The sequence below is a fragment of the Lysobacter niastensis genome (genome assembly GCF_031457115.1).
Lineage (GTDB): Bacteria > Pseudomonadota > Gammaproteobacteria > Xanthomonadales > Xanthomonadaceae > Lysobacter_J > Lysobacter_J niastensis_A.
Map to the genome: position 1 here is coordinate 431,868 of NZ_JAVDVY010000002.1, position 12,610 is coordinate 444,477.

A 12,610-nucleotide genomic window follows, 5' to 3' on the forward strand; every position below is an offset into this window, starting at 1 on the left:
TTACGGAACCAGAATCATCGGACCGGACTTGCGCCGTGAGGCAATATCGGCGTGGGCCACGGCGGCGTTCGCCAAGGGATACGCTGTGGCACTGAACTCGCCGAAGATGCCCTCGCGGTAGGCGTTGAACACATCGCTGCTCGCTTGCATCACCTTGCCCTGCAGGTGCTGCGCCATCGGACCGCCCACCATGCGAACGTGGCGCGAAGTCAGTATCGCTTGGTCCACCACAGGGGCCCCGGATGCCGCGCCGATCGTGACGATCGTTCCGCCGTCGCGCACCGCAGCCAGCGAGGCCGCGAAAGTGGCCTTGCCGACAAACTCGTACACAACATCCGCACCGTTGGGCACGAGCTCACGAACCTGCTCAGCCAAGTGGTCGCTATCCGACAACAGGGCGTGGTCGACCGCTCCTTGAAGGGCGGCGCGCTTGGCCTCCGAACCTGCCGTTCCAATGACCACCGCGCCGCGGGTCTTGGCCCATCGCGAAAGCAGCAGTCCAACGTTGCTGGATGCGCCTTGGACCAGTACCGTCTCACCGGCCTTCAAATGGTAGAACCCGTTCAACCCGGCCCAGGCGGTCAGGCCCTTCGTCAGTACGGTGGCCACCTCAGCCGACGACAGATCGTCCGGAGTGCGGATCAAATCGGCCGCATTCACCAGGCGCACTTCGGCATAGCTGCCCGGCGCTAGGAAGTACGCCATCCTGTCGCCGACACGGATGCCGTCAACGCCCGTGCCAACCGCTTCGACCATACCAGCGCCTTCAACGCCGGTGACGCCCGGCAACGGCATGGGGAAGATCCCTTGGCGAAAAGCGGTGTCGATGAAGTTCACGCCGATGGCTTCCTGGCGCAGGCGAACTTGCCCCGTACCGGGTAAGCCGACCTGCTCGTCCTCGGGCACAAGGACGTCGGGAGCGCCGTATTGGTGGAAGCGAATGGTCATGGTCATCAGGGCGCTCCTGGTTGCTGGGCAAGGTTTTGAGGGAATAGGGTCAGCCTAGGCTGCGAACACCCCTTAAAGAAGCTCATATCTTTCGATCTGAACCATCGGTTTCATGGATACATACGGCTTCCGATGACGCTTCCGATGACCCATGTGGCTGCTTTGGCTTTATGGTGGCGTCGTCTGTCCGGCGTATTCCCTACCCGCGTCGGGCGTCCAGGCTGTAGCGGCCGGCACCGAAGGCGACGATCTGCAAGAACCCGCCCGCCATGGTTACGTTTTTAAAGAAGTGGATGAATTGGTTCTGGTCAGAGAATTGCGCATGGAAGGTGAACGCGGTTGCCAAGCAAAAGAGACCCAGCACCGCCGCGACGAACCGGGTGCGGTATCCGATCACCAGTGCAATGCCTCCGACGATCTCCACGAGGATTGCTATTAGAAAGGCGATCTCGGGCAGCGGCAGCCCGGCTGACGCGATGTATCCCATGGTTGCTGCTGGCGCGGTCACCTTGCCGATGCCCGATATCAGGAAGATTGCCGCCATCAGTAGCCGGCCCAGCAGGCCGAGAAACGAAGCAAAGCCGGTTGCGTCGGGAGCACGATCGGTAATCGACAAGGTAGCCATAGCAGTTCTCCGTAAGGTTGGGCACGCTGCGTGCTCACGCGCGCAGCCGGCGGTTACAGCACTGACAGCAATCCACCATCAACAAGCAGCGGGATACCCGTCACGTAGCTCGACATGTCCGAGCCGAGCCACACCACGGCGTCGGCGATCTCCGAGGGCTTGCCCAGGCGACGCAACGGCGTTCGCTGCCGGAAGCCTTCGGAGGCTTCCGCGACGCCGGGCGTGTTGCGCAGCAGCGCTGTATCGATGGTTCCGGGGCAGACGGAGTTGACCCGAATGCCGGACGGTCCTAGCGCATCGGCCATGGCCTTGGCCATCAACACGACGCCGCCCTTGCTTGTGGAATAGGCGACCGTCATGCCCGCGCCGGCGATGCCGCCCATGCTGGCCATCAACACGATGCTTCCGGGCTTGGAAAGCGCCTGCATCTGGCGCGCAGCTGCCTGGGCACAGAACAGGACGCCGTCCAGGTTGACCGACATGAGGCGGCGATAGTCGTCTTCCGCGACACCAGCACCGTCCGAGCGCAGAGTGATGCCGGCATTACAGACCATGACGTCCACGCCGCCGAACTCCTCGGTCGCAGCAACCAGAGCATCGACCTCGTCGCGCTTGCTAACGTTGGTGCGCACAAACCGGGTCGCCACTCCGAGGGCTTCGATCTCGCTCGTCGTGTTCGGCCCACCTTCGCGAGGGGCCTCCACGACGTCGGATACGATAACGGCCTTGGCGCCATGCTGGGCGGCCCCAATCGCGATCGCGCGTCCAATGCCGCTAGCGGCGCCGGTGACCACGACCACTTTTCCCGACAGTAGATCGCTCATTTCTTCTTACCTTCCTTCGGATCCAGATCCTTCTGGAAAGACTGGAAGGCTGACTCTTTAGGCTTTGCCGTCAACTGCGACTGGAAGGTTGCAAAGTCGGCGACCTCCCAGTGCTCAGCCAGCTTTCCGCCTTCAATGCGATAGATCTGGAAGGCACGGAAGTCCACCTTGTTGCCCGTCGCCTTCAAACCTCCGAAGTCGTGTAGCTGAGTGCCGGAGACACGATTCATCACGGCGACGCGGTTGCCCTCGGCGACGATTTGCTCGATCGTCCAGGTGAAGTCGGGGAAGCTGGCCTTCAGGCCTTCGAGGTAGCTGCGGATGACATGGATGCCGGGCGTCTGCCCTTCGAGGCGGTCGCAGTAGTCGGCCGTAACGATTTCATCCAGATGGCTGAAGTCGGCGCGATTGAAAGCATCGAAGTAACGGCGAACTACGGCCTTGTTGGCCTCGATGTCAGTGTCGGGCTGCTTTGCCAAGACCGGCTGAAGGGCCGCCGACATGAGCAAGACCATGAAGGCCAGACGAATAGTGAATGCGGGGGTTTTCATGGAGAGTTTTTCCTTGTCTTCAAGGACAGTCGGGTTAGGAAACCGGCGGGAGGCCGCCGAGCTGCTGCATCAGCGAGAACAGATTCGCTACGCCCCAGTGATCGGTGATCTTTCCGTCGCGCACACGCATCGCATCGACGGTTTCGAATTGGATCTTTCGTCCGGTCGGAGCAATTCCGAAGAGCGTGCCGCGGTGCGTGCCGTGATAGGTCTTGAAGGTCGTCACTACATCGCCGTCTACGGTCTGCCAGTGAATGACCGGGTTGAAGTCGGGAAACGCTTCTCGCAGGCGGTGGTAGAGGACACGAACGCCGTCCTTGTCGGGCGTGGTACCAGGCTGCGGCGTGTGGTCGACGAAATCGTCGGCGAACAGCTTTTCGAACAAGGCAAAGTCGCCCTGTCCCTGCACCTGTTCGGTATTCGTGCGGACAATTTTCTTGGCCGCTTCAGAGGTTGTGTTGCTAGTCATGGCTAACTCCAAGAAAAAGGGGCCGTCGACGGACGCTCAATGAGGGGGGAGGTCGGGTCCGCGCCGGCCCAGAGCGGTTAATCGAACAGCTTGGCCGCAGTACGCGCGACCAGTTCGCCCTGATGGCGGGCACCTGCTAGATCGATTTCGGTGGGCTGCCGGGAACCGTCACCACCGGCAACCGTGGTGGCGCCATAGGGGGCGCCCCCCACGATCTCATCGACGCTCATCTGTCCCTGATGGCTGTAGGGCAGCCCGACGATCGTCATGCCGAAATGGAGCAGATTGGTGATGATCGAAAACAGTGTGGCTTCTTGTCCGCCATGCTGCGTCGCCGTCGAAGTGAAGGCCGCGCCGACTTTTCCATTGAGTGCACCACGCGCCCACAGGCCGCCGGTTTGATCCAGGAAGGCGGCCATCTGGGAGGTGAGTCGTCCGTAACGGGTACCGGTTCCGATCACGATGGCGTCATAGCTCTCGAGCTCTGCGACGGTGGCGATCGGCGCCTGCTGATCGAGCTTGTAGTAGCTCTTACGCGCGATCTCTTCCGGAACCGTCTCCGCAACACGGCGGATATCTACCGTTGCGCCGGCGTTGCGCGCGCCCTCCGCGACCGCCTCGGCCATCTTTTCGATGTGCCCATAAGAGGAGTAGTACAAAACCAGAACCTTGGCCACGAGAGTCTCCGAGTATGTTTGTCGTGGTGGCGCCGACGGACGCCCACTGCGTCCAATCGCGTGATCAGAAAGCGGGCGTTAGACGCCGGGACCGGATTTGCCGGCGAGCAGCTGGAATTCCCAAGCCAGGTTCGTTGCGGTCGCGCCGCCGTGCTCGAGCAGCGCGGGGATCAGCTTGGCCGCGGATTCTTCGCGCGCCCAATCGCGCTGCAGCTCCGACGCGAAAACGATCCAGGTCATGGGGACTGCGCCGGCTTGGATCATGCGAGCGATGCCCATCTCGTGGGCCTCCACGCTCGTACCGCCCGAAGCGTCGGTCACGAAGTACACCTCGTAGCCGTCACCCAACGCATGGATCACCGGAAACGCCAAGCACACTTCGGTCCACAGGGCCGCAATCACGACCTTCTTGCGACCAGTGCGCTTCACCCATTCAACGCACGCCGGGTCTTCCCAGGTGTTGATCGTCGTTCGATTGATCGGCTTCTGATCGGGAAAGACATCCAGTAGCGGCTTCACGATGTATCCGCCACGGTCCTCCACCACGCTGGTGAGCAGCGTAGGCACATCAAAGACCTTTGCGGTCTTAGCGAGGGCCACCACATTGTTCATCAGTAGAGCGGCGTCGATGTTCTTGACCCCACTGAACTGGAAGGGCTGATGGTCAATCAGCAAAAGCACGCAGTTGTCAGGAGTGATGAGGGCGTCCTTGCCGACCTTGCCTGTTGTGGGATTGCTCATACATGCCCTCGTTCGTTAGTGAGTGAGGGTCACGTTACGGTGCAGATCCGTCATCCGGAATCCGTCGTCGGCGTAGATTGTTCCTACATCTTTTGGTTAGTTGCTAACCAATGCGCTGCCTGATGTATATGGAACTCGCGTAAGCGAGCCTCAATTCAAGCGAATGATGCCGCGCTTGAGTGCGATCACAACCGCTTCAGTTCGGTCCTGTGCTTGAAGCTTGCTTAGCACATGGAGAACATGGACCTTTACAGTCGCCTCTGTTCTGTGAATTTGTGCGGCGATCTCTTTGTTTCGAAGCCCAGCGGCCATCAATTGGAGAACTTCCAGTTCGCGGTCGGTGAGTTCGACGCGCGGAACGTATTCGGCCAATCGGCGCGCCACGGCATCGGGCAATATCCAGCCTTGCCGCCAAACAGCGCGTATCGCGTCGGCGACCTCGTTGCGAAGTACATCCTTGAGAAGGTAACCGCGTGCACCGGCCTCCAGAGCTCGGTGGATGTCGGTATCCCCTTGGAACGTCGTAAGCGCAATGATCCGTGCGGTGGGGAACTCCTCGACGATCTTCGCGATGGCCTCCACGCCGCCCATGACGGGCATGCTCAAGTCCATCAAGGTCACGTCGGGCAGGTGGGTGCGATACGCCTCCAGGGCCGATGCGCCATCGCCTGCTTCGGCCACCAGCTCCAGATCAGAGTGCAGCGCCAAGACAGCAGCGAGGCCATCCCGGTAAATAGGATGGTCGTCGACCGCCAGCACGCGAATCCGCTGGGTCTTTCCGTTGACGGCCAGTGGCTGCTTTTTTATGACGGACATGGTTCGATGGTGTTCCTGTTGGGGACCTTCGACAATCCACCTATTGGCTAATCTTCGCGATTCGCGCGCGCAGCCGGCGTGCCCGGGGGGCGAGAGCCGGGATCCACCTCATCCAGCGCCAACGAGGCACCCGGAGGCGCACTTCCGTCCCGGCTCCGGGTTGGCTGTGTAGGGCAACGCACGCCCCAATGCACTTGGCGCGCTCCCGGATTCCCTGGAGTCCCCAATGCCCTAGACGCTTCGCGACCACGGCAGCGTCAAACCCACGTCCATCGTCGCGTACGGTGATGCGCAGGCTGCTCCACGTGTATTCAAATTGGACAATGACTGTGGAGGCATGCGCATGCTTGCGCACGTTGACAAGGATTTCTTCCACGATCGAGCGACACTGACTCCTTACGTCGCCGGGAAGCTCGAAAGTCGCGCCTGGGGCACATACAACCTTCACTGCCGTGCCGGTGTCCGCCAGAATGCGATGGGCGCTGAGTTGGATAGAGGCAGCAAAATCGTCTGCCTCGGTCGGCAGCCGAATGTCCCACACCACCTTGCGTGCGTCGGTCAACGTGCGATCCACCACGGTCAGGATCCTATCCAGACTCGCCCTCTCCGGAGACTGAGGACCCATACGCTGATCGACCGCGTGCAATTGAAGGGCAATGCCACCGAACCCTTGCAACAGCGAGTCGTGGATATCGCGCGCAAGGCGGGTGCGCTCATCAAGAATGGCAGCACCGCGAATGCGAAGGGCTGCACGGTGGTACATCCACAGCACGAACGTGAGGGTCAGTATCACCAGGGCGATAAACCAAGCCTCGAGATAGAACGGCGCCAACACCCGCAGGGTGATGTCGGACTCCTGCGGGGACCACTGCCCTCGCACGTCACGGGCCGACACGCGAAACCGGTAGGTTCCCGGTGCCAAACGTGTGTAAGACGCCACACGCTGAGTGCCCGCGTCGATCCAATCTGGGTCAAACCCGTCCAAGCGGTATCGGAAACGCACATCGGGGCCGTGAGACAGGTCTACCCCGGTATAGCGGATATCGATGCGGCGAGTCGCCGGCTCGATGACCACCTTATGCAGGTCAGAGCGCCGCACGCCATCGGTGATGACCTCATCGATGTAGACCTTCGGCGCGGCGCCGACGGGTCGGGCCGTAGCGGGATTTACGGAGACAATGCCGTGCCCCATGGCAAACCAGAGCTTTCCGCTTGGCTCCTGATAGGACCATGGATGGGGCCAGGCCGCGGGGTCGCCCCCTGGCAAACCGTCCAGAGGCTTGAAACTGCCCACATCCACCAAGCCTGCAAGCTTGCCATCGGCGACGGCCGTCAGTTCTGCGAGGCGAATGCGAGTGAGCCCGCCCAGCTGCCCTAGCCAGAGCCTTCCCGCGTTATCCACTTCGCCCGCGCCTACCCAACTTTCCGGCAAGCCGTCCTTCATTGCGACGATGCCGGCACGGCCGCCACCGACTCGAACCAGTCCTTCGTCAGACCCCACCCATACAGTTCCCTTGGGTGCTTCAAACAGTACGTTGGGTCTGATGCCGGTTTGCTGCGGTGTGGGCCATCGTATGAACGTCTGATCTCCGGCAGAACCGATGCGGGTGACGCCCGTCAGGCTCGCGATCCACACCGCTCCGCTGGAGTCTTTGAACAAGCGGAAGATGAAATCGTCTTTTTGCTTGACGCGTTCAAGCCGTCCATCGCGGCCGCGAAAGAGTCCTCGCCAAGTCGCTATCCATAAGGTGCCCGCCGGGTCTTCGAGCAGATCGGTGACAGGAGGCAGCCCTTCATAGCTGGCCTCTGCGGCGGCCTGTCCAGCGGCAAAGCGCGACACAACGCCGTTCGGCCGCCCCACCCATACGCCTCCCTGCCGCGCTGGCGCCAGTGAAAGCACCAACTCAGCCGGGCTATCACCCACTCGTTGAAACGACGATCCCGCGGTATTGATATGGCCGTAAAACAAGCCGCCCGTTGGAGGCGCTAACCACACTCCCCCGCCTGCGTCCCGCAGCATTCCGCCTGGCATGTCGCTGGGCAGGCCAGTCCGCGCAGTGAACGCTTCCACCTGCAGCGGTCGGAACCGATTTAGACCGTCGCGCGTGGCGACCCACATGTTGCCCTGCTGGTCCGGCAAGATGTCGATGACCCGGTCATCCGACAGTCCATCGGCGCGGGTGAATGACCGGAATTGTTTGCCGTCGAACCAGTGAAGGCCCGCACCATACGAGCCCACCCACAACGTTCCTTTGGCATCTTCGGCCATCGCCGTCACGGCACCGAATCCCCTGGTGGCCGGCAGAGCAAAATGTTGGATCTGTCCGTCTTTCCACCGGGCAATGGCCGTCTGAGTGCCAAACCAGATCGACCCGTCGCGAGTCGCATACACGCGACTCGGGGCCCGCACATCGGCGCCCTTGGGCAGAGCAATCCGGGTCAGGTGCCCGCCGCGTATGCGGTAGACGGCGCCTTCTCCAGCGGCGATCCAGATGTCACCGTTGTTGTCCACTGTCATGCTGCTGCCGGAGTAGCTCACCAGGGTTCCGCGAAGCTCGCGCTGGTGACCACCACGATCAATGACAAATACACGGCCACTTCGTGTAACTGCCCACAGTCGATCCTCAGGATCGACAGCCGCCGCATTGATGATGTCCGCCTTAAACGATTCGTTGGTTGCGATCAGGTCGACCTGATCGCCGACTACGCGGAAAAGTCCGCTGCCACTGCCGACCCACAGCCCACCCTCGCGGTCTTGCGCGAGTGGAATGGTGATAAGCCGCGTGCGCCCGCGCAATGCAGGTGAATTGTCGGCCGTAAAGGCCTTGAACCGTACGCCATCGAATCTCACCAAGCCCGACTGCGAAGATAGCCAGAGATACCCATCTCGGGTCTGCACGAGGTTGGAGGTGAATACCAGCTTCACCTCTTCATGCGAGCGCCAGGTATCGACCTTGTAACGACCAAACACAACCGAGGCTTGTTGCGCGACGACGCGGTACGGAAGCGCAGCCAGGAGCAACGTCATCAGGAGGAAGTAACCAAGCGACGATTTGCGACTGCAACTACTCATTTGTAGAACCTTACAACTAGGCCGTCCGTCCCCTGGCTTGAATACGAATGCATCGCCATCAGTGCCTCAAGGCTTCAATGAAGGCACGTCCTACCGGTCCGGGCGGCGCATCTTTGCGATATACCGCTTGCATTTCCAAACTGGCACGCGTCTTCGCGTTGGCGTGCGTGCGGATTTCCACCAATTGCCCTTGATCCAGCTCCTGTTGGACCATATGCACCGGCATATGTCCCCAACCAAAACCGGCGCGCAAAAAGGCGTGTTTGGCGCCCAAATCCGCCAGCCGCCAAGTCAGGGGTGATATGACGCCAAAGTGGCGTCCTGACGACAATGGCGTGCGGTCCGTCAGCACTAGTTGGACATGCTTGCTCAGCTCTCCATTTGAGAGTGGCTTTCGCGTTTTCGCCAGGGGATGCTGAGGCGATACGACGGTGGCGAATGGCACCAACACCAAAGGCTCAGCTACTAGTTCATCCGGCACGGTGGGAAGCGATCCGATCACGCCGATGCGACAGGAGCCATCCAAAACGGGCTGAACGACACCGCCCAGCGCCTCTACGTAGAGCCGCAACGGAGTCGTTGGAAAGAGTTCTCGGCACTGGCCTACTGCATGGGTGATGGCCGGCATGGGATACATCACATCCATTGCCGCAGACAGCTCTGGCTCCAGGCCTTCGCGAATGGAACGGGCCCGCGCCTTGAAATCATCCATGTGGTCGGCCACGGCACGCGCATCGCGCAGCAGTGACTGCCCTTCCTCGGTCAGCTGCGGATAGCGTCCGCTGCGCGTGAACAAGGAGACGCCAAGCTGCGCTTCTAGATTCGCAAGCGTGTGGCTGACGACCGATTGAGCACGCCGCAACTTGCGGCCCGCGGCGGAAAAACTGCCTTCCTCTGCGGCTGCGATAAAGGTCCGGATTTGGTCCAGCGTGACACCGTCCAGCATATATCTATCCCTTCGATGGATATCATCTAGAAATATAGGCTACCAAGATACATGCCGCAAACCTATCGTGTCCGCACCTCCACAGAGATGCCGCCGTGACCCGCCTATCTCGCAAGCCCGTGCAGCCGGAAACGCTGACCCCCGCCCGCCGCATTGTCGTTCAAGGACGCGGCACCACGCGGGGCCCCATTACTCGTCTGGTCAACCCTTCTGACCTAGGCCAACTGATCAAGCCGTTCGTGTTCCTGGACCACGGCGAACTGCCGCCGACCGGCGACACCTTCTTCGGTATTCACCCGCACTCTGGCATCGCCACGCTGACGATCGCACTCAGTGGTGGCTTGCAATACGAAGATACGACCGGTCAGTCCGGTCGGGTGCCCGCGGGTGGTCTGGAATGGATGAAGGCGGGCGCGGGAGCCTGGCATGACGGCCGCGTCTATACCGCCGAGCCCCTGAAATTCTTCCAACTCTGGTTGGCCTTGCCGGCGGACCTGGAGAACTCACCGGCGGAAGGGCAGTACATCCCGCCCGAGCAGGTCGAAAGAGATGGGCCGGTCACGGTCGTCTTGGGCCGTTATGGCCAAGCGCGCAGCCCAATCCGCGCCCCCGAAGACATCAACTATTTCCATGTTCGCCTGCAGGCGGGCGAGACGTGGCGTTACCAGCCGCCGCACGGACACACCGTAGGTTGGATTGCGGTCTACGAGGGCGTGGCCAAAACGCCGGACGCCGTTGCCGCTGGCGAGATTGCGGTGTTTGACGAGTCCGACGCGGCACTCGAGTTCACGGCGCAAGGACCGACCTCCTTCGTGATTGGCACTGCAATCAAGCACCCACACGACCTCGTGACTGGCTACTACTCGGTTCACACCAACGCTGACGCGTTGGAGCGAGGCGAGGCCGAGATCAAACGCATTGGCCAAATCCTCAGCAAAACCGGACGTCTTCGCTAAATCCGGCGCGCATCCCCGCAGCACCCATTGCTTCACCTACCTATCAATCCACATCCGGAGATTTCCCATGTCTACTATCGTGTCCACCGCATCCGCCCCGACCAGCGTCGCCCGCAATAGCGCTGAATTTTTCGGACGCGTTCTTCTCGTCGTTCTCTTCCTCATCTCCGGCTTAGGCAAGATCAGCGCCTACGACGCGACCGCTGGTTACATGGCATCGATGGGCGTACCGAGCATCGCGCTGCCAGGGGTGATTGCTCTGGAAGTTTTGGGTGCCGCCGCCATCATCCTGGGCTTGAAGACCCGCGTCGTGGCGGCAGTGCTGGCCGGCTTCACCTTGGCAACGGGCCTGCTCTTCCATAACAACTTCGCCGACCAGATGCAGATGATCATGTTCTTGAAGAATGTCTCCATCACGGGCGCATTCCTGATGCTCGTGGCCAACGGCGCGGGCGCCTTCAGCATCGACGCCAAGTCCGCGAAGTAACTCCACCGACCATAGGCGTCGGCAGACGGCCGGCGCCTCACCCGAGCCTAGTTATGACATACGCAATCATCGGTTCTGGCGCCATCGGCAGCGCCATCGCAACTCAGTTCGCCCGCGCCGGCCTTGACGTTCAAGTAGCGAACTCCCGAGGTCCGGCCTCCCTGCAGGAACTGGCAAGCAAGCTGGGGCATCGCATTAAGCCGACCGTTCTTGAGCAAGCGTTGCGGGCCGACGTCGTCTTCCTTGCGGTGCCCTTCGCCTCCGCTCCCGCCGCGCTTGCCGGTACGGGGAATTGGCAGGATCGCATTTTGGTGGACGCCACCAATGCCGTGGAATCCCCCTCATTTCGTCCAATTGACCTTGCGGGGCGCTTATCCAGTCAAGTGATCGGCGAATTTGCACCCGGCGCCCGCATCGTCAAGGCCTTCAACACTTTGCCCGCCGCCATTCTTGCCTCGGACCCGCGCAAGCAAGGTGGGCGCCGCACCCTCTTCCTGTCGGGAGATCACACCGACGCGAACATCAAGATCGCAGCGCTGATTGAAGCCCTCGGCTTCAGCGCGATTGATCTTGGTCCGATCGACCAGGGCGGGCGGCTCCAGCATTTCGGCAGACCCTTGATGGTCCATAACTTGATCAAGTATTAAGGGCGCGCAAAAATGGCTACAGATGAACAGAGGCGTGACTTCATCGGTAAGGTAGCTCTCGTAACCGGAGCCGGTTCTGGCATCGGTCGGGAGGCGGCACTCGGGTTCGCCCGTCGTGGCGCCTTGGTCTACGCAATCGATGTAGATGATCGCGGATTGGCAGAGACACTTGCACTGAGCGAACAGTTCGACGGTAGCGTGCGTACGGCGCACGTCGATGTGTCGGACGAGGCGCAGGTGGCTGGCCTTCTTGCCCGCATCGAAAGCGACGCCGGGCGTCTGGATGCGGCATTCAATAACGCCGGCATCACCGGTGGTACGCACCGCATCGAAGAGTACCCAACGGCAGACTTCGAGCGCGTACTGAGCGTTAACCTCAAGAGCGTCTTTCTAGGCATGAAGTACGAGCTTCCGCTGATGCTCCGTAGTGGCGGAGGCGCCATCGTCAACACGGCGTCGGTAGCCGCGCTGACTGGACCCGGCGGCATGTCGGCCTATGCCGCGTCAAAGCACGGCGTGCATGGTTTAACCCGCGTGGCGGCGATGGAGAACGCCGCTCACGGCATTCGCGTCAACGCAATCGCTCCGGGGTGGACGGAAACACCGATGGTCGTCGCGAACAGCGTTCAGAACCCCGGATTCGCCGAGCTGGCCAAGAAGGCCATTCCGGCCAAGCGCGGCGCACAACCATCGGAAATTGCCGCAGCGGCGATCTGGCTGTGCTCGGCCGATGCCAGCTACTTGTTTGGTCACCTGCTGGTGGTTGACGGCGGTATGACAATTGGAGGATTTGAGCTGTAGTCACGCATCACCTCAATCGAACGGCTGCGCCAGCAGCCTTTCGAACATA

At 61.1% G+C, this 12,610-nt stretch carries 14 protein-coding genes; 4 read left to right on the forward strand and 10 right to left on the reverse strand.

Annotated features, from left to right (window positions below; translation table 11 throughout):
- The 10 genes from J2X06_RS11165 to J2X06_RS11210 all read right to left on the reverse strand — a co-directional run bounded on the left by J2X06_RS11165 (position 1) and on the right by J2X06_RS11210 (position 9,670).
- Positions 1–954 carry a quinone oxidoreductase family protein gene (locus J2X06_RS11165; RefSeq protein WP_310062337.1) on the reverse strand — a complete coding sequence of 318 codons (954 nt, stop codon included), beginning with the start codon at positions 952–954 and terminating at the stop codon, positions 1–3.
- 193 nt (positions 955–1,147) lie between these two features.
- On the reverse strand, positions 1,148–1,573 hold the full coding sequence (locus J2X06_RS11170) for a DoxX family protein (RefSeq protein ID WP_310062339.1): 426 nt from the start codon (positions 1,571–1,573) through the stop codon (positions 1,148–1,150).
- A 53-nt stretch (positions 1,574–1,626) separates the two neighbouring features.
- Positions 1,627–2,397 (reverse strand): SDR family NAD(P)-dependent oxidoreductase, encoded by a 771-nt coding sequence (locus J2X06_RS11175; RefSeq protein ID WP_310062342.1) that lies wholly within the window; start codon positions 2,395–2,397, stop codon positions 1,627–1,629.
- Positions 2,394–2,948 (reverse strand): ester cyclase, encoded by a 555-nt coding sequence (locus tag J2X06_RS11180; RefSeq protein WP_310062344.1) that lies wholly within the window; start codon positions 2,946–2,948, stop codon positions 2,394–2,396. The genes J2X06_RS11175 and J2X06_RS11180 overlap by 4 nt, the downstream gene beginning before the upstream one ends.
- Before the next feature lie 34 nt (positions 2,949–2,982).
- Positions 2,983–3,417, reverse strand: a complete 435-nt coding sequence (locus J2X06_RS11185) for an ester cyclase (RefSeq protein ID WP_310062348.1) — start codon at positions 3,415–3,417, stop codon at positions 2,983–2,985.
- A 77-nt stretch (positions 3,418–3,494) separates the two neighbouring features.
- Positions 3,495–4,094 carry an NAD(P)H:quinone oxidoreductase gene (wrbA, locus tag J2X06_RS11190; protein ID WP_310062350.1) on the reverse strand — a complete coding sequence of 200 codons (600 nt, stop codon included), beginning with the start codon at positions 4,092–4,094 and terminating at the stop codon, positions 3,495–3,497.
- Positions 4,095–4,172: 78 nt separating this feature from the next.
- Entirely contained in the window at positions 4,173–4,835 is a 663-nt protein-coding gene (locus J2X06_RS11195) for a hydrolase (RefSeq protein ID WP_310062353.1), read from the reverse strand.
- A gap of 150 nt (positions 4,836–4,985) precedes the next feature.
- Positions 4,986–5,651 (reverse strand): response regulator transcription factor, encoded by a 666-nt coding sequence (locus J2X06_RS11200; RefSeq protein ID WP_310062356.1) that lies wholly within the window; start codon positions 5,649–5,651, stop codon positions 4,986–4,988.
- Between the two features lie 40 nt (positions 5,652–5,691).
- Positions 5,692–8,679, reverse strand: coding sequence for a sensor histidine kinase (locus J2X06_RS11205; protein WP_310062359.1), 2,988 nt, complete (start codon positions 8,677–8,679; stop codon positions 5,692–5,694).
- 103 nt (positions 8,680–8,782) lie between these two features.
- Positions 8,783–9,670, reverse strand: coding sequence for a LysR family transcriptional regulator (locus J2X06_RS11210; protein WP_310062362.1), 888 nt, complete (start codon positions 9,668–9,670; stop codon positions 8,783–8,785).
- A 95-nt stretch (positions 9,671–9,765) separates the two neighbouring features.
- Here J2X06_RS11210 and J2X06_RS11215 point away from each other — a divergent pair, with 95 nt between their 5' ends.
- The 4 genes from J2X06_RS11215 (at position 9,766) to J2X06_RS11230 (ending at position 12,561) form a co-directional block, all read left to right on the forward strand.
- Positions 9,766–10,626, forward strand: a complete 861-nt coding sequence (locus J2X06_RS11215; RefSeq protein ID WP_310062364.1) for a pirin family protein — start codon at positions 9,766–9,768, stop codon at positions 10,624–10,626.
- 67 nt (positions 10,627–10,693) lie between these two features.
- A complete protein-coding gene (locus tag J2X06_RS11220) occupies positions 10,694–11,113 on the forward strand; it encodes a DoxX family protein (protein ID WP_310062366.1) in 420 nt (139 codons plus the stop codon).
- A gap of 53 nt (positions 11,114–11,166) precedes the next feature.
- The gene (locus J2X06_RS11225; protein WP_310062369.1) at positions 11,167–11,760 is read left to right on the forward strand and encodes an NADPH-dependent F420 reductase; all 594 of its coding nucleotides are present in this window, start codon (positions 11,167–11,169) and stop codon (positions 11,758–11,760) included.
- A 12-nt stretch (positions 11,761–11,772) separates the two neighbouring features.
- On the forward strand, positions 11,773–12,561 hold the full coding sequence (locus J2X06_RS11230; protein ID WP_310062371.1) for an SDR family NAD(P)-dependent oxidoreductase: 789 nt from the start codon (positions 11,773–11,775) through the stop codon (positions 12,559–12,561).
- Positions 12,562–12,610 lie beyond the last annotated feature (49 nt).